This is a genomic window from Serratia sp. S4, from assembly GCF_000347995.1.
Taxonomy (GTDB): domain Bacteria; phylum Pseudomonadota; class Gammaproteobacteria; order Enterobacterales; family Enterobacteriaceae; genus Serratia; species Serratia quinivorans.
Map to the genome: position 1 here is coordinate 2,125,297 of NZ_KB661120.1, position 20,723 is coordinate 2,146,019.

Sequence of the window (20,723 nt, forward strand, 5' to 3'; positions counted from 1 at the left end):
GCATTAGATAAGTGAGTACTAATGTATATTTATGAATGAAAATGACATCTTCAAGGCGCTGGCGGATCCCACCCGTCGCACCATCTTCGAGAAACTGGCGGCTGGCGGCATGAATGCCAGTGCGCTGCGTGAAGGTATGCCGATCAGCCAATCGGCTATGTCCCAGCATCTGGCAGTGTTGCGGCAGGCGGGCCTGGTGTGCGAGGAGCGACAAGGGCGTTTCGTTAATTATCAGGTGGACCCGCAGGGCCTGGCATTGATTGCTCAATGGCTGGACAAGTACCGTGCCTTCTGGCCGGAGCGTATCGATAAGCTGAATATTTTGCTAAAGGACATGGATCAATGAACCAGACCGACGCTAACCCGCAGCCGCTAGTGCTGGAATATTCACTCGATGCGCCGCCCGAAAAAGTCTGGCGGGCGATTGGCATCCCGGCATTGCGCGAACAATGGTTGCCAACCTGCGTATTGGCCGATGCAGAACCGGTTGCGGTGACGCCGGGCGCAGAGATCAGTTACCGGATGCGCGATGATCAGCCGCCGTTCCTTGAAAGCACCGTGACCTTGCAAATTTTGCCCACCGCTGCTGGTGGCAGCCTGTTGCGCGTTATCCACTGGTTGGACGATGCCCGATTGACGGCGGCGAACGACAGCGGACGGCACCTGATGCGCGCCGCCTGACGGCCAACCTTTCCCATTCCACACCTGAAAACAGGAGTTCACTCATGCGTGAATCGATGCTGCTCGTCCCTATGGTGGTTGAACAGACCAGCCAGGGGGAACGTTCTTTCGACATTTATTCGAGATTGCTGCGCGACCGCATCGTTTTCCTGAACGGAGAGGTCAACGATCAGGTTGCCGAAATGCTGTGCGCCCAGTTGCTGTTTCTGGAGGCCGAAAATCCGGAGAAACCGATCCATCTGTATATCAATTCACCGGGCGGGGTGATCACCAGCGGTTTCGCCATCTATGACACCATGAATTACATCAATGCACCGGTGCATACCCTGTGTATGGGCACTGCGCGTTCGATGGGTTCCTTCCTGTTGATGGCCGGGGAGGCGGGGCATCGCATGGTGCTGCCCAATGCCAGTTTGCATGTGCATCAGCCGCTGGGCGGTTTTCAGGGCCAGGCGTCGGATATTCTGATCCACGCCGAAGAGATGAAACGCACCAAGCACAGCGTCATCACGCTATATGCCAAACATTGTGGACGCAGCTATGAAGAGGTTGAGCGTGCACTCGACCGCGACCATTTTATGAGTGCCGACGAAGCGGTGGAGTGGGGGCTGGTGGATAAGGTGCTGCGGGGACGGTGAGGGTTAAATTAAAGCCGCGCGGTTGCGCGGCTTTGGGGAATGGCGGGTAATAATGATTACCACTCGGTAATTACGCCGTCCTGAACTGGGCGGGTGTAGGTAAAGCCCAGTTGGCCAGCAGGTTTCTTACCGACGAGAGCATGATCTATATGACCGTCATCCAGCTTGTCTTTTTTCAACTTCTTATACTCTTTTTGCGAAACTCGGATACCGAATTGACTTGTTCGCGTTTTCCTACCGGTTTCACTGTCTTTTACTGATATTGGGAAAGGTGTATGGCTTGGCGTTTGTGTTTCCACGATCAAATACCAGCTTTTACCGCCTGAATTATCGTAGGTGCGTTCTACTCCCGACTTCTCGCCCACCCGATCGACAATAGTCAGCGTCAGCGGTTGCATGATCAGATCATAGGTGTAGTCCAGCCCTGTCAAGGCCTCGAGCCAAAGAGGGGGGATAACCCGGTCATTTAGGTCTGCACGAGCGATGAGATTGCGCGCATAGCTAATATCGTTATCGACTTTTACTCGGTCCTGGCGGGAAAGCTTGAGATTACGCAGTTTTTGGGTTCTTTGGTCCATTGTGAAATATAAGCCATCACGCATACGTTCACGGTCATAAGCCTTGAAGGCTGCCTCGATCTTGATCTGCGTATCTGCGGCGTTCTTCGACAGCGCTGAGGTGGCTTCGGCCAATTTCCCTGTCAGGTCGGGCGCCCACTTGAGATAGGTTTGCAGCTGTGGATCTTTATCCATATTGCCGAGGGTGCTATCCCATTTTTGCAGTAGTGGCCAGCGGAGCATTAGCGTCCTCACTTGCGTGAGTAACGCCTGGTTTTGCTGATTCACCGCAGTAAGGATGTCCAACCTTTGTGGTGTATTTTCCGTGGAGACAAGCGGTGCGGCTTGGCGGGACTGGAAATTGGACAAAAGGTTTTCCGCCTGCGTGATTATCTGGTCGGCTGGTACTTTTGCATAGATGAACGGCTCATGTTTCATTTTGCTGAGTTGGTCAGATAACGTCTGCGCTTGCGCCGCCATTTGGTTGCTTTGGCTGGTTTGGGTCGCAATGTTCTTTTCCAGCGCGGCAAGTTGGTGCTGGCCTATGTAAAGACTCAGTTTCCAGGCAAGGGCCAGTGCAACAAGTATGATAGCAAGTCCTGTCAACCACTGCTTACTGGTCATGTATAGGAATGCAGCAGCGCGTTGGCTCAGGCTCATTTTGTTTGTCTGATAGCGCAGGCGCTGTGAAAACCAATTTTTAACTCCCTGCTCAATCAGTTTATCGTCGATGTCGGTTCCGCTGGACTGATAGTAATCACGGATGCGTTGTGTAATTTTCTGGCGTAATTTGGGCAGATCCAAATGTTCGTCCAGTGCAATTCGCTGTGCGTAGAGTGAGTCAATAATGGCCATGGCACCTAGTTGGTCGCTTAATTTAATCTCACTCATGGGCCACACTCCCGCTGGTTGTGTTTAGGGCATAGATATATTTCATTAGAAACTATCCGTAGTGCGGAACCCGCCACCGCCGGTTGAAGAAGAAGAACTGAAGCCACTACCACCGCTGCCGGAAGAGGACGATGAAGATGAAGAACTATATCCGACGCCAGACGAATAGCTCCGTGCGGATGAATTTCCCCACGAACCGGACGAGGCTCTGGCAGTTACCGATGGTGGTGGGAGTCGGTGGGTAATCATATCCAACTTATGCAATACCGCTTTCAGACTGATGGCACCGGACAGGTAGTTTTCAAACAGTTCCTCCGGTTTATCTGACCATCTCCATTGGTACTCATAAATCGGATTGTCATATCCCTGCGCCGAAAATTGATTGTTCAATTCGATGGCGGCAGTGGCACGGCGCTGGGCTAATTGAGCCTCGATCTCTTGCTGTAGCAGGTTCTCTTCGACCGCTATCTCTTCAAGCTGTAGTTCTCTCAGCTCTTCCAACAGGCGATCGTCAGTCGGCGTCTCGGTTTTCGCCACCAGAATATCCAATTTATCCAGAGGCAATAAGGCCATTTGCGCCGAGAGCTGTGTTGTTATCTGGCTGTAAGTCTCACCTTCGCCCTGAGCGTATTCCTGCAGCTTATTTTGCTGGTTGCGGATTTCTTGTTGTGTGGAACTCAGTATTTTTTCTAGCGCGTTGAGATTCAGATACAGCGTGGGCAGCTGTAGATTCTGTTCGACGTCTTGTACATATTGTTGATATTCATTGGTCTGTTGCTTGGTTTGATTGTGCAACTCCAGCAGACGCCGAGTAGATTCCTTTTGCAGTGCCAGGAGCATCCGGTAATTGGCTGCGTTGTTCGGATAGTGGCTAATTCGTGCCAGCCAGCTATCGAGATTGCGCGACAGCGGCCAGGCTGAATATCCCGGTTGCCCATAGCCTTTTCTCTCCAGGAACATGAAAATGCGTTGCTGATGGTACTCCCCTAGCTTGGTGGTCGTTTCAGCCATTAATTCCTTATGGCTGTTTTCCTGTTGGCCGACATCCTGACTGCTTTTAACCATCAACTGCCTGGCTGCTACAGCATCAATATTTTGTTGTAGTTGCCGATCTCGTTCATCTTCTTGCCGATTTATTTCTACATGCAACTGTTGCAACTGAGCATGTAGGTTCTCGATTTCTTTCTCGCTGAGCTGTAAGGCCTGTTGAGACTGGGCAATCTCTTGCTGAAGTTTATTTAGTAATTTCTGCACGTTTGCCATTTCGCCAACGCGAGGAGATTCTTTCAGAAGTACTGTGGCCATCTGGTGATAGAGGCTGGCGATTTGCTGTTTCAGCACCAGTTGCAGGTGGCGAGCATCTGCCTGATTGATTTCAATTCCAGAGAGGGCCGCTCTGGCCCGGTCCGATAGGGCTGCCAGTTTTCGGCCAAGTTCGTAGGCGTGCATCGATAACTCCGTGTCAGACCCCCTAATCATCCTGGTTGGAACCAATAAGGGGATCCCTGGTAAATTTAGCGAGATGTTTCTGCCTTGGTAATGACTTCGGTAAAACGACGTTTCCCATCTTCAACGACGGAGGCTAGCTCATTGGCATTGTTTGTCGCTTCGGTACGCAATTCCTCAATCATTCGGTAGCTGGACTCTTGGAATGAGACAATGGCATTAACCAAAGAGCGTACAGAATCGGCCTTGATGGTAGTGCCATAGCCGGCCCTCAGACCAACTTCAAGCTGCTTGCTACCCTGTGTCGCGATGTTGATGAGGCCATCATTGATACCCGCTTTCATTGCCTCCAGCGTTTCGGTACTTTCTGCCAATCCCTGTAGCGACGTCATTGAGGCTGACAGGGCGGTAAAGACAATTTCGTTAGTGCTGAAGAAGGTGACACTTTGGCGGTAGACCCGCTCTTTAATGGCGTTAGTCTGCTGCAAACGAGCAAAAACGGCTTCGGCAGCGTTATAGGCGATCATCAGATTATCCGCCAGATCTTTGACTATCTGATAACGTTCGTCTTCTTTCTGCATGGTCCTTAATGCTTCATCACGTGTCAGCTCCATCTGGGCTCGGGTGATATTGTCATCACTCTGCGATTGCTCAGTGGCAGTTTGAGCCGTCTGCAATAACTGGCGACTTTGTTGTAAATTATCCTGCGCTGCGGTCAGTAAAGTTTGAGCATCGACATAGGCCTGCTTCAGACCAAATCGAAAATCCTGATAGGCTTCCAAAATGACTTTTTCACGGCTGGTTTGTTCTTCTGACGCTCTGGCCACTTCTAAATAGGTCTGTTTGATATCATTGAAACGGTCGGGGATGGATCCGCGGCGCAGAGTCATCCAACCCGATTTCATACGTTCAATAACATCAAGCTTGCCGTCCTCCAGCCAACCAACCATCTGTGTGGCATCTTTACGGATTGAATCAAATGCAGAGACGACTTTTGCCTGCCGATTGGCTACGTCCATATTGCTGATGTTATCGCGCACCACGGCGTTAAAAGCGCTTTGCTGCTGTAAAGTACGGCCAATGGCGATCACGCGGTTATTGTCCAGATCGGAGACTGCATCCAGTAAGGACAGGATCGGGGAATCTGTTTCAGGCGAAAGGATAATCCCCAGTTTTTGCAACTTCTGAATGGCTTTGGTGGTGTACGAAGCCAGCGCATTATTCATGATTAATTCCTTATCGGGACATATCCTGCCATTGAAAGTAAACGCATTATAGCGCCAGCCGGGGCATCTGTAATTACCGACCCAGTTGTCAGATGCCTTGCCGATATTCGCTCTAGATTTCAAACAATCAGAAAACAAAAAATCCACGCCTTGGCGTGGATTTTGGAGACTGGTGCAGAAACCGAGGTTTAGACGTTAAACAAGAAGTTCATCACGTCGCCGTCTTTGACGATGTAGTCCTTACCTTCTGAACGCATTTTTCCGGCTTCTTTGGCGCCTTGCTCACCCTTGTAGGTGATGAAGTCTTCAAAAGCGATGGTCTGTGCGCGGATAAAGCCTTTCTCGAAATCGGTGTGGATCTTGCCGGCTGCCTGCGGTGCGGTAGCGCCAACCGGAATGGTCCAGGCGCGAACTTCTTTTACGCCAGCGGTGAAGTAGGTCTGCAGGTTCAGCAGCTCGTAACCGGCGCGGATCACGCGGTTCAGACCAGGCTCTTCCAGACCCAGCTCGGCCATAAACTCGGCGCGGTCTTCGTCTTCCAGCTCGGCGATGTCGGATTCTACCGCGGCACACACGGCAACCACGACCGAACCTTCGGCCGCAGCGATTTCGCGCACTTTGTCCAGGTACGGGTTGTTCTCATAGCCGTCTTCGTTGACGTTGGCGATGTACATGGTTGGCTTCAGCGTCAGGAAACTCAGGTAGCGGATGGCTGCACGGTCTTCATCGGACAGATCAAGCGCACGCAGCATGCCGGCGTTTTCCAGCTGTGGCAGGCATTTTTCCAGTGCGGCCAGCTCGGCTTTTGCGTCTTTATCGCCGCCTTTGGCTTTCTTCTGTACGCGGTGGATAGCGCGTTCGCAGGTGTCCAGATCCGACAGTGCCAGCTCGGTGTTGATCACTTCGATGTCGTCAGCCGGGTCAACCTTGTTGTTCACGTGGATGATGTTGTCGTTCTCGAAGCAGCGCACTACGTGGCCGATAGCTTCGGTTTCACGGATGTTGGTCAGGAACTGGTTGCCCAGGCCTTCGCCTTTGGACGCGCCTTTCACCAGGCCGGCGATGTCGACGAATTCCATGGTGGTTGGCAGGATGCGTTGGGGTTTGACGATCTCGGCCAACTGGTCCAGACGCGAATCGGGCATCGGCACCACACCGGTATTAGGTTCAATGGTGCAGAACGGGAAGTTGGCTGCTTCGATACCCGCTTTGGTCAACGCGTTGAACAGGGTGGATTTGCCTACGTTAGGCAGGCCGACGATACCGCATTTGAATCCCATGTTGTTATCACCTTAAATATCTTAACTATCAGCCGGTTAGGTTTAACCCACTGCATAAAGGACGAAATAATGGCGCCATTATACACGTAATGGCCGTTTTTCTCGATCTGGCTGTGTGCTGCGGGCAAATGCAGCCACAAAGCCGGTTTTTGATTGAGATTTGGATCACATTTACACATACTGACACTTCTGATTAACCTACAGGAAACGCGCCGGATGTACTTCTTGCCCAGTCCACCCTGAGTTGCCCCCCTCCTGAGGTTTGCCGCGCCATGCGGCTGTGTTTCCCGTCCTGCGGGAAGGTTTTTTATCTGTCAGAAGTGAATAATCCATGTTTAACCTGAACAATTTCAGGCTGTCGACCGTCAAGAACGAGGTGCTGGCGGGCTTTGTGGTGGCCGTTTCCATGATCCCCGAAGCGGTCGGCTTTTCTTTGGTCGCCGGGCTTTCCCCGATCGTTGGGTTGCACACCGCCTTCATTATCGGTCTGGTCACCGCGCTGTTTGGCGGCAAGCCGGGTATGGTGTCGGGCGCGGCCGGTTCGATAGTGGTGGTGCTGATGAGCCTGGCGGCGCAACACGGCATGGCCTATGTGTTATGGGCGACGATTTTCGCCGGGGTGATCCAAATCCTGATTGGCGTTTTCCGGCTGGGTAAATTTATTCGTCTGGTGCCGCTGCCGGCGATCCACGGTTTTGTGAATGGTTTGGCGATCGTCATCATGCTGGCGCAGCTGCATATGATTGCCGGGCAGGGGCTGCTGATGTACGGGCTGGTGGCGCTGGCGATCGGGGTGGTGGTGCTGTTCCCACGACTGACCCGGGTGATCCCGGCTTCATTGGCGGCCCTGATTGTGGTTTCCGCGCTGGCGATTGGCTTTAACCTGCATACCTTGCGGGTCGGCGATCTGGCCGATATCTCCGGCGCCTTGCCGCATTTCAGCCTGCCGATGGCCCCGTTCAGCCTGGAAATGCTGAAAGTGGTGCTGCCGTATGCGCTAGTGATCGCTTTGGTGGGGTTGATTGAGTCGTTGCTGACCATGACGGTGCTTGACGAAATGGGCGGCAAAAAGGGCAATGGAAACCGCGAGAGCATCGCTCAGGGCGCGGGCAATGCCATTTGCGGCCTGTTCGGCTGTTTTGCCGGCTGCGCGATGATTGGCCAGTCGATTATCAACTTCACCTCGGGTGGGCGCGGACGTATTTCCGGCGTCGTCGGTGCGATACTGTTGATCCTGTTTGTGGTCAGCCTGTCAGGTTACATAGGCCTGTTACCGGTGGCGGCACTGGCTGGGGTGATGCTGGTGGTGTGTTACAACACCTTTGAGTGGAGTTCGCTGCGCCGCTTGCGGCGGATGCCGAAGGCCGATGCGCTGGTGATGCTGCTGGTCACGGTGATCACTATCTTCACCGATTTGGCGATGGCGGTGATCAGCGGGGTGATTATCTCGGCGCTGGTGTTCGCCTGGCAGCAGGCGCGCATTCGCGTGCGTCAGCACCAGGTGGAGGGGGATGTTGCGGTATATCAACTGGACGGGCCGCTGTTCTTTGGTTCTACCACGGCCTTTGCCGAGCTGTTTGAACCGAAAAACGATCCGCAAAACGTGGTGCTGGATTTTGCCGGTACCCGGGTGATGGATTCCAGCGGAGTAGAAGCGATTGATAAGCTGACGGCACGTTATCTGGCGGCGGGAAAAACCATTCGGTTACGCCACCTGAGCGGCGACTGCGTACGTCTGTTAAAGCAGGCCGGACCGTTTTGCAGCCATGAGCTGGACGATCCGCAATATTATGTGGCGGAAGAAGGCTATCAGACCGACGATGCCAACGTCGGTGAGGAAACCTTCAAGCTGCGAACCTAAGCGGGTCGGCAGCGGGCGTGAGGCCCGCTGCAATCACTATCAGGCCTGCGCTTTGAAGCTGTGCAGGCGACGAACGGTTTTTTCCAGGCCGTCGGTCAGCAGGATCTCCGTGCAACGTGCGGCTTCATCAATCGCTTCATCAATCATTTTTTGCTCGCTGGCCGGTGGCTTGCCGAGCACGAAACCCACCACCTTGTTTTTATCGCCCGGATGGCCAATGCCGATGCGCAAGCGATAGAAGTTCGGGTTATTGCCGAACTTGTTCTGAATATCTTTCAGCCCGTTGTGCCCGCCGTTGCCGCCACCCAGTTTGATTTTTGCGATACCGGGCGGAATATCCAGCTCGTCGTGCGCGACCAGAATTTCGTCCGGCTCAATGCGGTAGAAACTGGCCATCGCCAGCACGGCTTTGCCACTGAGGTTCATAAAGGTGGTAGGCACCAGCAGGCGCACGTCATTACCGGCCAAATTCAGGCGGGCGGTGTAGCCGTAGAATTTGCTCTCTTCCTTCAACTGCTGGTTATGGCGCTGGGCCAGTAAATCGACGTACCAGGCGCCGGCGTTGTGTCGCGTCTGGGCATACTCAGCGCCCGGATTCGCCAGGCCGACTATCAATTTAATACTGCTCACGGGGAGATTCGCTATGATCGAGATAATGGAAAGGGCATTAGTCTACCTGCCTGCGCCGCGAATGACAAAATCCTGATGTCGTGCGTGGCGTTAGTCAGCGGATATCCTCAGAATGGGGAGTAATTCATTAGCATAATCATTCAATTTGTTAACTAATTACTTGCTTTAAGTAAAGATTTGTCATGCTTTCTTTACCATTTGTGATCGCCTACGCAATCCCCTTGCCGGAACAGGGCCTATACTTAACTTATCAAAGTGGGTTAACCATTTACTGAGTTACCCTGGTTGGCAAATGGCACTATGGAGGTGGCATATGAAACGTAGAAACGTGAACAAAATGGGCAACTTTTTTATGGGGCTGGGGCTGGTAGTCATGATCTTCGGCGTTGGATACAACATTCTTGCTGAAGTATCGCAGTTCAATTTGCCGCAGTTTTTCGCCCATGGCGCCATCATGAGTATCTTCGTCGGCGCGCTGTTATGGCTGGTTGGTGCGCGTATCGGCGGGCGTGAGCAGGTGGCGGATCGTTACTGGTGGATAAAACATTTTGATAAACGCTGCCGAAACGACAATCATCGTTCGTCACATTGATTAAAAAAACAAAAGGGAACCCGCGTTACGGCAAAGGAGATCTGCCGCGCATTAAGGTCTAAGGTCATGTTTGACTACCCGTAGAAAACCCGTTGTTGCTGATGCACCAACGGGTTTTTCTTTTTCTGCTATCGGGCAATCAATCGATCCGGTACGGCAGGGTGCCGCACCGAAATGAATTCTGATTAATGCTCGAACATCGCAGAAATTGACTCTTCATTGCTGATACGACGGATGGCTTCAGCCAGCATGCCGGACAGCGTCAGAGTACGCACGTTTTTCAGTGCCTTGATTTCTGCAGACAGCGGAATGGTATCGCAGACGATCACTTCATCAATCACCGAGTTGCGGATGTTTTCCACAGCATTACCGGAGAAGATCGGGTGGGTCGCGTAGGCAAATACGCGCTTGGCACCGCGTTCTTTCAACGCTTCAGCTGCTTTACACAAGGTACCGCCGGTGTCGATCATGTCGTCAACCAGCACGCAGTCACGGCCTGCCACGTCACCAATAATGTGCATCACCTGGGAAACGTTCGCACGTGGGCGGCGTTTATCGATGATAGCCATATCGGTATCGTTCAGCAGTTTGGCGATAGCGCGGGCGCGCACTACGCCACCGATGTCCGGGGAAACCACGATTGGGTTCTCCAGATTCTGTTGCAGCATGTCTTCGAGCAGGATCGGGCTACCGAACACGTTATCTACAGGAACATCGAAGAAGCCCTGGATCTGTTCAGCGTGCAGATCCACCGTCAGTACGCGGTCAACCCCAACGCTGGAGAGGAAGTCGGCGACAACTTTGGCGGTGATTGGCACACGAGCAGAACGCACGCGGCGATCCTGGCGGGCATAGCCGAAATAAGGGATAACAGCAGTAATACGACCTGCGGAGGCGCGACGCAGAGCATCTACCATAACAACCAGTTCCATCAGGTTATCGTTGGTAGGGGCACAGGTGGACTGGATGATGAAAATATCACCGCCGCGTACATTTTCGTTGATTTGCACGCTCACTTCGCCGTCGCTAAAACGACCTACTGCGGCGTCACCAAGGCTGGTGTACAAACGGTTGGCAATACGTTGTGCTAGTTCCGGGGTGGCGTTACCAGCAAAAAGCTTCATATCAGGCACGAGAAGAACCTCAGGCATGCGTCCAGAGAAGATATTGTCATTCGGCCTCGCTAAGGGGCAGTTAGCGACGCCGGCGCAATATCATACGGGTGTGTAAAAAAAATTTGAAACCGCAGCGGCGCAGGGATGACAGGGCCAGGTGTGAGCGACTCTGCGCAGCGAAACGAGAACTACGGTTCAATCTGCCCGGAACGAATGCGATGTAGTGGAGAGACGTTAACGCCACGCGCTACAAAACCACGTATCCACTCCGGGGCTTGATTTAACACCTGACGGGCGGCGGTTTCTGTGTCGAATTCAGCAAACACACAAGCACCTGTGCCAGTCAGGCGTGACGGCGCGTATTCTAACAGCCAAGAAACAAGCTGTTCAACCTCGCGAAAACGTTTTCTTGCTATTGGTTCGCAATCATTTGCGTAAGTTGCCTGTAACAGCACATTTAATGGGCGAACCGGGGTGTCTCTTTTTAAATCGGCATCGCCAAAAATAACCGGGGTCGGGATGCTGACACCCGGATGGGCCACCAGATACCACTTTTCCTGCGGATTGGCCGGTTGCAAACGTTCGCCAATACCTTCGGCAAAGGCGGCATGGCCGCGAACGAACACCGGAACATCGGCACCAAGGGCCAGCCCCAGCTCTGCCAACTGCTCGTCGCTCAAGCCGCAGCGCCACAGATCATTGAGCGCCACTAACACCGTGGCGGCATTGGAGGAACCGCCGCCCAGTCCGCCACCCATCGGCAGACGTTTTTCGATGCTGATGTCGGCACCGCGCGGGGCGGTGTTTAGCCCATGACGATCGCAATGCTGTTGCAGCAAACGGGCGGCGCGGACGATCAGGTTTTGCTCATCCGGCACGCCGGCCACCGGGGTCAGCAGGTGAATGGCGTCATCCTGGCGCACGTCGATGGTCAGCGTGTCGCCGTAATCCAGAAACTGGAACAGCGTCTGCAGCAGGTGATAGCCGTCTTCACGTTGGCCGGTAATGTACAAAAACAAATTGAGTTTAGCTGGCGATGGCCATTGACGAATCATTTAAGCGTCCAATCGTCCATTTTCAGTTTGATGCGCTGGTCACCCTGTTTCAGTTCCAGACGGCTTGGCAACTGTGGTTTGAGGCTGTTGTTGTAGTCCTGGTAATCCACGGTCCAGGTCTGGCTACCTTGTTGGTAGGTCAGCGAGTTCAGGCGATATTGGTCATCGAGCTTGAAGTCGCTGGCCTCACCCGGCAGGCCGAGCATCCACTGGCGCAGGTTGTCCAGCGGAATGGCCATGCCGGTCAGCTTGCGGATCATCTCTTCGGCATTGTCGCTGACGTAACGTTTGCCCTGGTTATCCGTCAACTGCACTACGTTTTTCTGTACGTTGAGGTCAAGCTCGGTACTGCCAAGCGGGTTGGTCAGCAGCAGGCGATAACGGTCTGGGGAATACTGTTGCCAGAAGAAGCGGGCGTAGACTTTTTTCTGATCTGACAGGTAGGCGAAAGAACCACGGGTCTGATACTGACTCAGCTGTTGCACCGCTTGTTCGTGGGCACGCCACTGCGGCGACGTCGGGCTGGTGGCCGGGCCGGTCGGCTTGGTGGTAGTACAGGCGGCCAGCACCAGGCTGGCCAGCGGGATCAGGCGGAGCAAACTAACTTTGCGGATTGGCATAACTTTCTCTTGTCCTTTTGTCCTTGCGGGCACGCACAGCGAGACCTTGGTATCAGCATTTACGCTAGCGGGGCAACGCCGGCTCGTCAATTTTTTGCTGCATCGCGTTGAAACTTCCCGGCTTTGTCACCGCTCTTGGGCACGGGGCCAGGTGCGGTCTTCGCTGATAAGATTAACACAATCGTTCCAACCTGCGCTCTGGACGCAAGAATATCTCTGGGGCCGGGTGTTGCTGCCGTTGGCGTTTAGTTGATGTAGCGTTCTGTAATATCGCCAGAGTCTATCGCGGTGGGGAGATCCGAGGATTATGAAGCTTGCAGTTCGAATCGTTATTTCGCTGTTATGTTTTGCGGGCTCGGCATTTTTTTACCTGCAGGCGAAGCATGTTTTTTGCCAACAGGTTTCCTTCATTTTGGATCCGACCTTTCGTTGCGGCACTTTGGGCTGGTAAACGCCGGTTATTTGATCGCTATCCCCATACTCAGGTTGGTCAGTTTTACTCAATACTGTGCGGAATATCGCATACTGCACTAAAATTCAGTATGTTATGTCGTCAAATTATTCTTTATCTTGCTGTATTTATTACTAATCACTCATTGATGCTGTCTATTTCAGCGATTGGACGGAAGATGCGGTTGTGCCTTTTATTGATCCCGCGCATCAAGTAGAATGCCGTTCAACGAGAACCCGTACCAAAAGAAGTATTACTCGAAGCAATGACCCTGCTGGCGTTAGGTATAAATCACAAAACCGCTCCGGTTTCTCTGCGTGAAAGGGTGACCTTCTCCCCAGAGTCTATCGAACAGGCGCTAACCAGCTTGCTCCAACAACCGTTGGTGCAGGGCGGTGTCGTGTTGTCTACCTGCAACCGCACCGAACTGTATCTTAGCGTGGAGCAACAGGAACATATTCACGAACAGCTGGTCTCCTGGCTGTGTGAGTACCACCACCTGCGCCCGGAAGAGGTGAGTAAAAGCCTGTACTGGCACCACGGCAACGAAGCCGTTAGCCACCTGATGCGCGTGGCCAGCGGGTTGGATTCACTGGTGCTGGGCGAACCGCAAATTCTTGGGCAGGTGAAGAAAGCCTTTGCCGAGTCCCAACGCGGGCAGTCACTGTCTGGTGAGCTTGAGCGTCTGTTCCAAAAATCCTTCTCCGTCGCCAAACGCGTACGTACCGAAACCGAAATCGGCGCCAGTGCGGTATCCGTGGCCTTTGCCGCCTGTACCCTGGCACGCCAGATATTCGAATCCCTTGCCGAACTGAACGTCCTGTTGGTGGGGGCCGGTGAAACCATTGAACTGGTAGCGCGTCATCTGCGCGAGCATAAAGTACGGCATATGATTATTGCCAACCGTACCCGCGAGCGCGCCCAGCTGCTGGCGGACGAAGTCGGCGCAGAAGTGATCACCTTGCCGGAAATCGACGAACGTCTGGCGGACGCCGACATTATTATCAGTTCTACCGCCAGCCCACTGCCGATCATCGGTAAAGGGATGGTGGAGCGAGCGCTGAAAGCGCGCCGCAACCAGCCAATGCTGCTGGTGGATATTGCCGTACCGCGCGATATCGAACCTGAAGTGGGCAAGCTGGCTAACGCCTATTTATATAGCGTGGACGATCTGCATGCCATCATTCAGAGCAACCTGGCGCAGCGCAAGGCCGCGGCGGTGCAGGCTGAGTCAATCGTCCAGCAGGAAAGCATCAACTTTATGGCCTGGTTGCGCTCGCAGGGCGCAGTGGAAACCATCCGCGACTACCGTTCACAGGCCGATCAGATCCGTGCGGAAATGGAAGCCAAAGCCCTGGCCGCCATTGCGCAGGGCGCGGACGTGGAGCAGGTTATCCACGAGCTGGCCCACCGGCTGACCAACCGTCTTATTCATGCCCCTACCAAATCCCTCCAACAGGCCGCCGGCGATGGCGACGTGGAGCGGTTGCAATTATTACGCGACAGCCTCGGGCTGGATCAGCATTAGTTTTCTCTTTATTAACAGGGTTTAATACCACGCATGAAGCCTTCTATTGTTGCCAAACTGGAAGCGTTACAAGAGCGCCATGAAGAAGTGCAGGCGCTGCTCGGCGATGCCGGCGTTATTGCCGAGCAGGATCGGTTCCGCGCGCTGTCGCGCGAATATGCACAGTTGACCGATGTCAGCCGCTGTTTCCTTGAATGGCGTAAGGTGCAAGACGATCTGGCCACGGCAGAAATGATGCTGGATGACCCGGAAATGCGCGAAATGGCGCAGGAAGAGTTGAAAGACGCCAAGGCGGCAACGGAAGAGCTGGAGCAGCAATTACAAGTGCTGCTGTTGCCGAAAGATCCGGATGATGAGCGCGATTGCTTCCTGGAAGTGCGTGCCGGTACCGGCGGTGACGAAGCGGCGATTTTCGCCGGCGATCTGTTCCGTATGTACAGCCGCTATGCCGAAACGCGTCGCTGGCGCGTCGAGATCATGAGTGCCAACGAAGGCGAGCACGGCGGCTATAAAGAAGTGATTGCCAAGGTGTCTGGCGACGGCGTTTTCGGCCAACTGAAGTTTGAGTCTGGTGGCCACCGCGTGCAGCGCGTGCCGGAAACCGAGTCGCAGGGGCGTATTCATACCTCCGCCTGTACCGTGGCGGTGATGCCGGCGGTGCCGGAAGCCGAGCTGCCGGAGATCAATGCCGGCGATCTGAAAATTGATACCTTCCGTTCCTCCGGTGCCGGTGGCCAGCACGTTAACACCACCGACTCGGCTATCCGTATTACCCACTTGCCAACCGGTATTGTGGTGGAGTGTCAGGACGAACGTTCACAGCACAAAAACAAAGCCAAGGCGATGTCAGTGCTGGGGGCGCGTATCCGCGCTGCCGAAATGGCCAAGCGCCAGCAGGCCGAGGCATCAACCCGTCGTAATCTGTTGGGCACCGGCGACCGTTCCGATCGCAACCGCACCTACAACTTCCCGCAGGGGCGCGTGACCGACCACCGCATCAACCTGACATTGTACCGTCTGGACGAGGTGATGGAGGGCAAGCTGGACATGCTGATCCAACCTATTGTGCAGGAATATCAGGCCGACCAGCTCGCCGCGCTGTCCGCTGAGCCAGAGTAATGGATTATCAATCCTGGCTGAAAGCCGCGGCTGCCCGGTTGACGCAGAGTGACAGTGCCCGGCGTGATGCGGAAATCCTGCTGGGTTTCGTGACCGGCCGGGCCAGAACCTTTCTGATGGCATTTGGCGAAACTTTGCTGACGCAACAACAGCAAGAACAGTTGGAAAGGCTGCTGGTGCGCCGCGAACGTGGCGAGCCGGTGGCTTATCTGATTGGAGAACGCGAGTTTTGGTCGCTGCCGCTATCGGTCTCGCCGGCCACCCTTATCCCACGTCCGGACACCGAATGCCTGGTGGAACTGGCGCTGGAGCGCCTGCCGTCATCCTCTTGCAACATCCTCGATCTTGGCACCGGCACCGGTGCCATTGCGTTGGCGCTGGCCAGCGAACGCCAGGACTGCAGGGTGACCGGCGTTGATTTACAGCCTGAAGCCGTAGCGCTGGCGCAACATAATGCGCAGAAGCTGGCGATCGGCAACGCACAATTTCTTCAGGGCAGTTGGTTTGCGCCTCTGGCAGGGCAAACTTTCGCCCTGATCGCCAGTAATCCTCCGTATATCGACGCTGCCGATCCGCACCTGGCGCAGGGCGACGTACGTTTCGAACCCAGCAGCGCACTGGTCGCGCAGCAGCACGGGTTGGCGGATTTATCCGCTATTGTGCAGCAGGCACCGCAGTATCTGCAGCCACAGGGCTGGCTGCTGCTGGAGCACGGTTGGCAACAGGGCGAGAGCGTGCGCGCATTGCTGCAGGCCGCCGGTTTTATTTCGATCGCTACCCGCCGTGACTACGGTGATAACGATCGCGTGACTTTTGGCCAATGGCCGCAGCAGTAACTGAGAACTAACAAAAACAAAGCACACGGCGAATAAACAAAAGGAAGCAATATGGCAGTCTACTCAGCGTTAAAACATCTGCACCTGTTGACAGTCACCATCAGTATTATCTTGTTTGTATTGCGATTTTTCTGGAAATGGCGAGACTCGGCAATGATGAACAAGCGCTGGGTGAAGATAACGCCGCACATAAATGATACGGTGTTGTTCGTCAGTGGTATCGCGTTGGTGGTGATGTTCAAGCTTTATCCGCTGCTGGGTATGGACTCGTGGCTGACCGAGAAGCTGTTTGGCGTTATTATCTATATCCTGCTTGGCTACGTCGCATTGGGCAAGAAGACCAAAAGTAAGAACCTGCGCACCCTGGCGTTTGTGCTGGCGTTGGGCTGTCTGTACCTGATAATTAAACTTGCCACGACGAAAATACCCTTTCTGATGGGATACTTATGAGTAGCATTGCTGATTTTGAATTTAACACCGCGCTGCTGAGCGCGGGCGTGATCCTGGTTTCGCAGTCCGTGCGGCGTGATTTCCCTACCGCCGAAGTCGAACGCAAGCTGCAACAGCTGGTCGATGAAGCACGTGCGGCGATGCCAAAGGATCTCAGCCAGGAACAGCAACTGGACGCACTCATTGAACTGTTCTTCAAAACCTGGGGTTTTGGCGGCGCCGGCGGCGTGTATCGTCTGTCCGACGCGATTTGGCTCGACAAGGTGCTGGAAGGGCGGCAGGGCACGCCGGTTTCCCTTGGCACCATTTTCCTGCACATCGCTGCGCATCTGGATTTACCGCTGTTGCCGGTGATTTTCCCCACTCAACTGATCCTGCGGGCAGACTGGCTGGATGAAGAGATGTGGCTGATCAATCCGTTGAACGGCGAGACGCTCAACGAGCATCAACTGGAAGTGTGGATCAAGGGCAACCTGGGTCTGGGCGCCGAGTTGGAAGACGATGATCTCGATGAGTCAGAAAACGTCATGGTAGTGCGTAAGATGCTCGATACGCTGAAAGCCGCCCTGATGGAAGAACAACAGATGGAAATGGCGTTGCGGGCCAGCGAAACGGTGCTGTGTTTCGATCCGGATGACCCGTACGAAATCCGTGACCGTGGGCTGATTTACGCCCAGTTGGAATGCAACCATATCGCTATTTCCGATCTCAATTATTTTGTCGAACAGTGTCCTGAAGATCCGGTCAGCGAAGTGATCAAAGTACAGATCCACTCGATTGAACCGAAACAGGTCACGCTGCATTAATTCATTTGATTTAACATCAACAAAGGCGAAAGCATGAAACAGAAAGTAGTTAGCATTGGTGACATCAACGTAGCGAACGATCTGCCGTTTGTGCTGTTTGGCGGTATGAACGTGTTGGAATCGCGCGATCTGGCGATGCGCATTTGCGAACACTACGTCACCGTGACGCAAAAACTGGGCATCCCTTACGTTTTTAAAGCTTCTTTTGATAAAGCCAACCGTTCTTCCATCCACTCTTACCGTGGTCCAGGCCTGGAAGAAGGGATGAAGATCTTCGAAGAAATCAAGAAGACCTTCGGCGTGAAAACCATCACCGACGTGCATGAAGCTTCACAGGCGCAGCCGGTGTCCGAAGTGGTTGACGTGATCCAGCTGCCGGCATTCCTGGCACGCCAAACCGATCTGGTAGAAGCGATGGCGAAAACCGGTGCGGTGATCAACGTCAAGAAACCTCAGTTCGTCAGCCCGGGCCAAATGGGCAATATCGTCGACAAGTTCAAGGAAGGCGGTAACGATCAGGTGATCTTGTGCGATCGCGGCAGCAACTTTGGTTACGATAATCTGGTGGTCGACATGCTGGGTATCAACGTGATGAAAAATGCCACTGGCGGTCATCCGGTGATCTTCGACGTGACCCACGCCCTGCAGACCCGTGACCCGTTTGGTGCCGCATCCGGCGGTCGTCGTGCGCAGGTTGCCGAACTGGCGCGTGCCGGTATGGCGGTTGGCCTGGCTGGGCTGTTTATTGAAGCGCACCCAGAGCCGAACAGTGCCAAGTGTGATGGCCCGTCCGCGTTGCCGCTGGACAAGCTGGAGCCGTTCCTGGTGCAGATGAAAGCCATCGACGATCTGGTGAAGAGCTTCCCAGAGCTCGATACCAGCAACTAAGTACGATAAGCAAACTCTCAGACGGTTGATAAAGAGCTCTGTTGCTTAGTGGTAGGGGCGCTGCATGCTGCGCCCTATAGCATAATCAACGAGTTAAATCGGGTCGAACATGTTCGACCCCTACCGATTCAACCTTTATACGGGTTTGTCAGCAACTTAAAGCCCGACTTGTCGGGCTTTAAGTTTTTAGGCGTCTAGCTCGGCCAAGGCTTCGGGTAGCGTTGCGTAGAAATGCAGTTTCCCCTCAATCGGCTGTACCCGCGCTCGCGCCAGCGTTTTCAACGGCTGGAACGGCATATCGGTGATCGCCAGTTGCTTGCCTGGTGGCAGGGCTTCGATAAAGCGCTGCAGGGCATCCAGGCCACCGGCGTCCAGCACCGGTACCGCATCCCACTGCAAGACAATCACGTCATAACTTTCACTGCGTACCAGCAACTCGTTAAAAATGCGTTCGGCGGCGGCGAAGAATAATGGACCATTCACTCGCAGCACCAGGCGGCCATTTTCGGCGCTCAGTTCGCTCAAGCGTGTCATGCGCGCAATGCGACGCATAAATAACAATGAGGCCAGCACTATGCCTACGGTAATGGCGATCACCATATCAAACAGCACCGTCAGCGACAGGCACAGCAGCATCACCAGAATGTCGTCCTTCGGTGCCCGCCGCAGTAAATAAACCACCTTATGGGCTTCACTCATATTCCAGGCGACCATCAGCAGCAGCGACGCCATTGCCGCCAGCGGCAGCCAGGACAGCCACGGCGCCAGCACCAGCAGCGCCAACAGCACCAGCAACGCATGGATAATGGCGGACACGGGCGAAGTGGCCCCGGCGCGCACGTTGGCTGCGGAACGCGCAATGGCGGCAGTGGCGGTAATGCCGCCAAAGAACGGAGCGATAATATTGCCCGCTCCCTGGCCGATAAGCTCGGTATTGGAGTTGTGTTTCTTGCCGGTCATGCCGTCCAACACTACGGCACACAGCAGGGATTCAATGGCGCCCAGCATGGCCATGGAGAATGCCGCCGGTAGCAGGGCGGAAATTGTCTGCCAGCTCAGCGCCATCGGCTTGCCGTCCCCGGCCGGCAGATCCCACGGCAGCATCAACTGCGGCAAAATGGGCGGAATGCCCTGGCCCTGCGTACCGTCGGCCAGCAGGTAGCTGAAACGAGAGCCGATGGTTGCCACCGGGTGGTCAAACAGCGCCAGAATGCCCATCACCGCCGTGCCTGCCAGCAACGCCGGTAAATGGCCCGGCACCCTCAGGCCAAGTTTCGGCCAAAATATCAGGATCAACAGGGTCACTGCACCGATCAGCGTATCGCCGATATCCAGCGTGGGCAGCGCCTGCAACAGGGCGTAGACCTTACCCACATAATGTTCCGGCACCTCCGCCAGTTGCAGACCGAAGAAGTCCTTCACCTGCATGGTGGCGATGGTAATGGCAATACCGGAGGTAAAGCCCAGCGTCACCGAAAGGGGAATATATTCAATCAGTCGACCGAAACGTGCCAACCCCATGAGCACCAAAAACAGCCCGGAAAGCAGGGTGGCGATCAACAGGCCAGAGAGGCCGAACTGCTGTGAAACCGGATACAAGATCACCACGAAGGCGGCGGTAGGCCCGGAAACGCTGTAGCGCGAGCCGCCGCTAATGGCGATCACAATCCCGGCGACCGCCGACGTGTACAACCCATATTGAGGAGGAACGCCGCTGGCAATCGCCAGTGCCATCGCCAGGGGAATGGCGATAATGCCGACGGTGACGCCGGCGATGGCGTCTTTTAGCAAACGTTGCAGGGAATAGGGGTCTCGCCAACAGGCATCAATCAGTGCGCTAAACGGCCGAATGCCGTTAATTTCATGCGTTTTCATCTGGGGTGTAAACCAAGTCTATAAAAGAGAACGGAATGGCGGGCCGGTTGCGGTCCGTCTCGAATAGCTGACAGACACCATACGCCAGTTGTGGCGCTGTTTCCTAGACATACATCAATGCGCCGCGGGAAAATGAAAGTAGAATCTTTCAAAACGGCGATAAATATCAGACGGCAGG

20 protein-coding genes are annotated in these 20,723 nt (G+C 54.3%); 11 read left to right on the forward strand and 9 right to left on the reverse strand.

Annotation, left to right across the window (positions count from 1 at the left end; genetic code table 11):
• The first annotated feature begins 31 nt into the window (after positions 1-31).
• From SERS4_RS0110715 to SERS4_RS0110725, 3 genes are read left to right on the forward strand one after another with little or no spacing between them, the layout of a single operon-like run.
• Entirely contained in the window at positions 32-346 is a 315-nt protein-coding gene (locus SERS4_RS0110715; RefSeq protein WP_012006400.1) for a helix-turn-helix transcriptional regulator, read from the forward strand.
• Positions 343-681, forward strand: a complete 339-nt coding sequence (locus SERS4_RS0110720; protein WP_017892479.1) for an SRPBCC domain-containing protein — start codon at positions 343-345, stop codon at positions 679-681. Before SERS4_RS0110715 ends, SERS4_RS0110720 begins: the two co-directional genes overlap by 4 nt.
• 44 nt (positions 682-725) lie before the next feature.
• Positions 726-1,319 carry an ATP-dependent Clp protease proteolytic subunit gene (locus SERS4_RS0110725; RefSeq protein WP_017892480.1) on the forward strand — a complete coding sequence of 198 codons (594 nt, stop codon included), beginning with the start codon at positions 726-728 and terminating at the stop codon, positions 1,317-1,319.
• A gap of 56 nt (positions 1,320-1,375) precedes the next feature.
• On the opposite strand, the gene SERS4_RS0110730 is transcribed toward SERS4_RS0110725, so the two are convergent.
• From SERS4_RS0110730 to ychF, 4 genes are all read right to left on the reverse strand, one after another.
• On the reverse strand, positions 1,376-2,767 hold the full coding sequence (locus SERS4_RS0110730; RefSeq protein WP_017892481.1) for a DUF6384 family protein: 1,392 nt from the start codon (positions 2,765-2,767) through the stop codon (positions 1,376-1,378).
• A gap of 45 nt (positions 2,768-2,812) precedes the next feature.
• Entirely contained in the window at positions 2,813-4,216 is a 1,404-nt protein-coding gene (locus SERS4_RS0110735; RefSeq protein ID WP_017892482.1) for a hypothetical protein, read from the reverse strand.
• A gap of 65 nt (positions 4,217-4,281) precedes the next feature.
• Entirely contained in the window at positions 4,282-5,439 is a 1,158-nt protein-coding gene (locus tag SERS4_RS0110740; protein WP_017892483.1) for a hypothetical protein, read from the reverse strand.
• A gap of 188 nt (positions 5,440-5,627) precedes the next feature.
• Positions 5,628-6,719, reverse strand: coding sequence for a redox-regulated ATPase YchF (ychF, locus tag SERS4_RS0110745; protein WP_012006406.1), 1,092 nt, complete (start codon positions 6,717-6,719; stop codon positions 5,628-5,630).
• Between the two features lie 331 nt (positions 6,720-7,050).
• Here ychF and SERS4_RS0110750 point away from each other — a divergent pair, with 331 nt between their 5' ends.
• On the forward strand, positions 7,051-8,580 hold the full coding sequence (locus tag SERS4_RS0110750) for a SulP family inorganic anion transporter (protein WP_017892484.1): 1,530 nt from the start codon (positions 7,051-7,053) through the stop codon (positions 8,578-8,580).
• Between the two features lie 39 nt (positions 8,581-8,619).
• Here the strand turns inward: SERS4_RS0110750 and pth are convergent, their stop codons facing one another.
• Positions 8,620-9,210, reverse strand: a complete 591-nt coding sequence (gene pth, locus SERS4_RS0110755) for an aminoacyl-tRNA hydrolase (protein WP_017892485.1) — start codon at positions 9,208-9,210, stop codon at positions 8,620-8,622.
• A gap of 313 nt (positions 9,211-9,523) precedes the next feature.
• Here pth and ychH point away from each other — a divergent pair, with 313 nt between their 5' ends.
• A complete protein-coding gene (ychH, locus tag SERS4_RS0110760) occupies positions 9,524-9,802 on the forward strand; it encodes a stress-induced protein YchH (protein WP_012006409.1) in 279 nt (92 codons plus the stop codon).
• A gap of 185 nt (positions 9,803-9,987) precedes the next feature.
• Here ychH and prs read toward each other — a convergent pair whose 3' ends face one another.
• From prs to lolB, 3 genes are all read right to left on the reverse strand, one after another.
• Positions 9,988-10,935, reverse strand: a complete 948-nt coding sequence (gene prs / locus SERS4_RS0110765) for a ribose-phosphate diphosphokinase (RefSeq protein WP_012006410.1) — start codon at positions 10,933-10,935, stop codon at positions 9,988-9,990.
• Between the two features lie 170 nt (positions 10,936-11,105).
• The gene (gene ispE / locus SERS4_RS0110770) at positions 11,106-11,972 is read right to left on the reverse strand and encodes a 4-(cytidine 5'-diphospho)-2-C-methyl-D-erythritol kinase (RefSeq protein ID WP_017892487.1); all 867 of its coding nucleotides are present in this window, start codon (positions 11,970-11,972) and stop codon (positions 11,106-11,108) included.
• Positions 11,969-12,592, reverse strand: coding sequence for a lipoprotein insertase outer membrane protein LolB (gene lolB, locus SERS4_RS0110775; RefSeq protein WP_012006412.1), 624 nt, complete (start codon positions 12,590-12,592; stop codon positions 11,969-11,971). Before lolB ends, ispE begins: the two co-directional genes overlap by 4 nt.
• Positions 12,593-13,308: 716 nt before the next feature.
• Between lolB and hemA the strand changes: the two genes are divergently transcribed.
• From hemA to kdsA, 6 genes are read left to right on the forward strand one after another with little or no spacing between them, the layout of a single operon-like run.
• Positions 13,309-14,571 (forward strand): glutamyl-tRNA reductase, encoded by a 1,263-nt coding sequence (gene hemA / locus SERS4_RS0110780; RefSeq protein ID WP_012006413.1) that lies wholly within the window; start codon positions 13,309-13,311, stop codon positions 14,569-14,571.
• 33 nt (positions 14,572-14,604) lie between these two features.
• A complete protein-coding gene (gene prfA, locus SERS4_RS0110785; protein WP_012006414.1) occupies positions 14,605-15,690 on the forward strand; it encodes a peptide chain release factor 1 in 1,086 nt (361 codons plus the stop codon).
• The gene (gene prmC, locus SERS4_RS0110790; protein WP_017892488.1) at positions 15,690-16,526 is read left to right on the forward strand and encodes a peptide chain release factor N(5)-glutamine methyltransferase; all 837 of its coding nucleotides are present in this window, start codon (positions 15,690-15,692) and stop codon (positions 16,524-16,526) included. The genes prfA and prmC overlap by 1 nt, the downstream gene beginning before the upstream one ends.
• A 51-nt stretch (positions 16,527-16,577) precedes the next feature.
• Positions 16,578-16,976 carry a SirB2 family protein gene (locus tag SERS4_RS0110795; RefSeq protein ID WP_017892489.1) on the forward strand — a complete coding sequence of 133 codons (399 nt, stop codon included), beginning with the start codon at positions 16,578-16,580 and terminating at the stop codon, positions 16,974-16,976.
• Positions 16,973-17,782 carry an invasion regulator SirB1 gene (gene sirB1 / locus SERS4_RS0110800; RefSeq protein ID WP_012006417.1) on the forward strand — a complete coding sequence of 270 codons (810 nt, stop codon included), beginning with the start codon at positions 16,973-16,975 and terminating at the stop codon, positions 17,780-17,782. The genes SERS4_RS0110795 and sirB1 overlap by 4 nt, the downstream gene beginning before the upstream one ends.
• A gap of 33 nt (positions 17,783-17,815) precedes the next feature.
• Positions 17,816-18,670: a 3-deoxy-8-phosphooctulonate synthase gene (gene kdsA / locus SERS4_RS0110805; RefSeq protein WP_012006418.1), complete on the forward strand. Its 855-nt coding sequence runs from the start codon at positions 17,816-17,818 to the stop codon at positions 18,668-18,670.
• Between the two features lie 186 nt (positions 18,671-18,856).
• Here kdsA and dauA read toward each other — a convergent pair whose 3' ends face one another.
• Positions 18,857-20,545, reverse strand: coding sequence for a C4-dicarboxylic acid transporter DauA (gene dauA, locus SERS4_RS0110810; RefSeq protein ID WP_017892490.1), 1,689 nt, complete (start codon positions 20,543-20,545; stop codon positions 18,857-18,859).
• Between the last annotated feature and the right edge of the window lie 178 nt (positions 20,546-20,723).

What these genes read in the sequence shown, in the direction of transcription:
- ispE (WP_017892487.1), bottom strand. Translation starts at nt 11,972, where the DNA reads ATGATTCGTCAATGGCCATCGCCAGCTAAACTCAATTTGTTTTTGTAC.
- lolB (WP_012006412.1), bottom strand. Translation starts at nt 12,592, where the DNA reads ATGCCAATCCGCAAAGTTAGTTTGCTCCGCCTGATCCCGCTGGCCAGC.
- sirB1 (WP_012006417.1), top strand. Translation starts at nt 16,973, where the DNA reads ATGAGTAGCATTGCTGATTTTGAATTTAACACCGCGCTGCTGAGCGCG.
- SERS4_RS0110740 (WP_017892483.1), bottom strand. Translation starts at nt 5,439, where the DNA reads ATGAATAATGCGCTGGCTTCGTACACCACCAAAGCCATTCAGAAGTTG.
- prfA (WP_012006414.1), top strand. Translation starts at nt 14,605, where the DNA reads ATGAAGCCTTCTATTGTTGCCAAACTGGAAGCGTTACAAGAGCGCCAT.
- dauA (WP_017892490.1), bottom strand. Translation starts at nt 20,545, where the DNA reads ATGAAAACGCATGAAATTAACGGCATTCGGCCGTTTAGCGCACTGATT.
- kdsA (WP_012006418.1), top strand. Translation starts at nt 17,816, where the DNA reads ATGAAACAGAAAGTAGTTAGCATTGGTGACATCAACGTAGCGAACGAT.
- SERS4_RS0110730 (WP_017892481.1), bottom strand. Translation starts at nt 2,767, where the DNA reads ATGAGTGAGATTAAATTAAGCGACCAACTAGGTGCCATGGCCATTATT.
- prmC (WP_017892488.1), top strand. Translation starts at nt 15,690, where the DNA reads ATGGATTATCAATCCTGGCTGAAAGCCGCGGCTGCCCGGTTGACGCAG.
- SERS4_RS0110795 (WP_017892489.1), top strand. Translation starts at nt 16,578, where the DNA reads ATGGCAGTCTACTCAGCGTTAAAACATCTGCACCTGTTGACAGTCACC.
- SERS4_RS0110750 (WP_017892484.1), top strand. Translation starts at nt 7,051, where the DNA reads ATGTTTAACCTGAACAATTTCAGGCTGTCGACCGTCAAGAACGAGGTG.
- hemA (WP_012006413.1), top strand. Translation starts at nt 13,309, where the DNA reads ATGACCCTGCTGGCGTTAGGTATAAATCACAAAACCGCTCCGGTTTCT.
- ychF (WP_012006406.1), bottom strand. Translation starts at nt 6,719, where the DNA reads ATGGGATTCAAATGCGGTATCGTCGGCCTGCCTAACGTAGGCAAATCC.
- SERS4_RS0110725 (WP_017892480.1), top strand. Translation starts at nt 726, where the DNA reads ATGCGTGAATCGATGCTGCTCGTCCCTATGGTGGTTGAACAGACCAGC.
- ychH (WP_012006409.1), top strand. Translation starts at nt 9,524, where the DNA reads ATGAAACGTAGAAACGTGAACAAAATGGGCAACTTTTTTATGGGGCTG.
- SERS4_RS0110715 (WP_012006400.1), top strand. Translation starts at nt 32, where the DNA reads ATGAATGAAAATGACATCTTCAAGGCGCTGGCGGATCCCACCCGTCGC.
- SERS4_RS0110720 (WP_017892479.1), top strand. Translation starts at nt 343, where the DNA reads ATGAACCAGACCGACGCTAACCCGCAGCCGCTAGTGCTGGAATATTCA.
- SERS4_RS0110735 (WP_017892482.1), bottom strand. Translation starts at nt 4,216, where the DNA reads ATGCACGCCTACGAACTTGGCCGAAAACTGGCAGCCCTATCGGACCGG.